This window comes from Carnobacterium sp., from assembly GCF_032094055.1.
In the GTDB taxonomy this organism is placed as follows: domain Bacteria; phylum Bacillota; class Bacilli; order Lactobacillales; family Carnobacteriaceae; genus Carnobacterium_A.
Map to the genome: position 1 here is coordinate 29,336 of NZ_DAMDAK010000008.1, position 2,035 is coordinate 31,370.

Annotated in this window: 5 protein-coding genes; 1 reads left to right on the forward strand and 4 read right to left on the reverse strand. The window is 35.7% G+C overall.

All coding sequences use genetic code 11. From position 1 onward, the window contains the following. A partial coding sequence (locus RT405_RS02395; protein WP_313467240.1) for an NRDE family protein occupies nucleotides 1-204 on the forward strand: 204 nt, incomplete at its 5' end. A gap of 123 nt (nucleotides 205-327) precedes the next feature. Here RT405_RS02395 and nusG read toward each other — a convergent pair. From nusG to RT405_RS02415, 4 genes are all read right to left on the reverse strand, one after another. Further along, a complete protein-coding gene (gene nusG, locus RT405_RS02400; protein ID WP_313467242.1) occupies nucleotides 328-876 on the reverse strand; it encodes a transcription termination/antitermination protein NusG in 549 nt (182 codons plus the stop codon). A gap of 164 nt (nucleotides 877-1,040) precedes the next feature. Then, nucleotides 1,041-1,220, reverse strand: coding sequence for a preprotein translocase subunit SecE (gene secE, locus RT405_RS02405; RefSeq protein WP_035031053.1), 180 nt, complete (start codon nucleotides 1,218-1,220; stop codon nucleotides 1,041-1,043). A 33-nt stretch (nucleotides 1,221-1,253) separates the two neighbouring features. After that, nucleotides 1,254-1,406 (reverse strand): 50S ribosomal protein L33, encoded by a 153-nt coding sequence (rpmG, locus tag RT405_RS02410; protein WP_084683634.1) that lies wholly within the window; start codon nucleotides 1,404-1,406, stop codon nucleotides 1,254-1,256. A gap of 108 nt (nucleotides 1,407-1,514) precedes the next feature. Further along, a partial coding sequence (locus tag RT405_RS02415) for a UbiA family prenyltransferase (RefSeq protein WP_313467247.1) occupies nucleotides 1,515-2,035 on the reverse strand: 521 nt, incomplete at its 5' end.

The following is a 2,035-nucleotide window of genomic DNA, read 5'->3' on the forward strand; positions in this document are numbered from 1 at the left end:
ACTCAAAACAACGCGCTGCCTAAAATTGAGTCTCTTTTTTCTTTTTTGACCACACCGTTGAAAGAAAGGGCCAATGTTCCGCTAGACCAACAAGAAAAAGAAGCTCTTTTTATCCAACATTCTCTATATGGTACCGTTTCTTCTACCATTTTACTGGTTGATCGTTTCAATAAGGTGTCTTTTGTAGAACGCCGCTTTGATTAAACCAAACAAATAGAAGAAAATTACTTTCACTTTAATATTACAGATTAAAAAAAAGCCTTTGACCAAAGACGAAAGAATGTTATCGATTCAATCGTCTTTTCAAAGACTTTTCCCTATATACAATTAGATTTTATCGGCTTGTTCAAAATCAAGTTCTGTACTTGTTTCACGACCGAACATTTCTACGTTTACTTTTAATTTAGCTTTTTCGTGTTCGATTTCAGTGATTTTCCCTGTCATTCCGCTAAACGCACCTTCAATGATCGTCACTGTTTCGCCTACTTCAAATTCAATTTCTTTATGACGCGAGCTGATACCCAGACGGCGTAGAATGACTTCGATCTCTTCATTCAGCAACGGTGCCGGTTTGCTTCCCGCTCCGTGAGAACCAACGAAGCCCGTTACTCCTGGTGTATTCCGAACAACGTACCAAGAATCATCCGACATAATCATTTCTACTAATACGTATCCAGGAAAAGTTTTTTTCATTGTTACTTTGTCTTTCCCATTTTTCTTTTCTGTTTCTTCTTCTTCTGGAATGACGACACGGAAGATGTAATCTTCCATTCCCATACTATTTGCACGTGATTCAATGTTTTGTTTCACTTTATTTTCATAACCTGAATATGTGTGTAAGACATACCAGTGTTTTTCGCTTTCAACTTGCTCCATCTTGACAACTCCTATCTCTATTATCTGGCTATTCATGATTCTTAAATTTTTTATTTACGACATACAAAAAAACCTTCATCTATAGTAAGGAAGGTTTCACGCATCAATTAATTGCATTAAGTATACCATCTAGCAAGTAATCCCGCTAGTAGTTTCCCTAAATTTTAAAAAATTAAATCAAGAATTGAAACAATACCGAAGTCAACAACCATAAAGAAAACTGCAAATATCAAACAAACTCCAAATACAATGAGGCTGTTTCTTTTCAGTTCTCTGCTTGTTGGCCAAGTGACAGCTTTCATTTCATTGCGTACGCCACTAAAAAAATTCTTTATTTTACCCATGCTATTCCCTCCGAACGGTCTTTGGATCTGTTGTTATTTCGTTTCACGATGAATGGTATGTTGGTTACAATATTTACAAAACTTCTTTACTTCTAAGCGTTCTGTCCGTCCTGCGCTATTCACTTTTTTAGAATAGTTTCTGGATCCGCAAACAGAACAAGCTAAAGCAGATTTTTTAAGAGCCATTTTTTCACCTATACTTTCTAAATTGGCTAGTGATATCCTTCTAAATTTACCATCTCTTGCAGACAGTGTCAATTGTTCTTTTTTGCTGCACTCTATAGTTGTCTGTTTTTAATTTAACCATAGACTAACCGCTAACAAGAGAATTTCTACTCCGCAGAACAACGATATGTTTTTAATGGCAACGGAAAAGGTTTCTTCTTTAACTTGCCGCTGATTAAATTCCTGCAAATTTTTCCGAATAGGAATAAGGGTTATGAGTACTCCGAGCAGTATAGGATGCAATAAACGAAAAATAACAGCCAGAATCACCATAACATAAGAAGCATACATCAAAAGATTAAATAATAAAACCGCATTTGACTTGCCAATATAAAACGGCAATGTAAAACGATGATTGCTAATATCTTGTTCTAAATCACAAGTATTATTTGCCAACATAATATTGGCAATCAGAAAGACAGTCGGCAATGAGACACAAAAAATCTTTAAAATAGTCAGTATATTTCCTTCTAATAAAAAGGTTGTTCCGTGAAAAGACAAATCAATCAGGGTTGTTGGAGCCACATTAACGTAAACCGCGATAAAGAAAATCCCGAAACCCATCACTACCCCTGAAAGAGCTTCTCCCA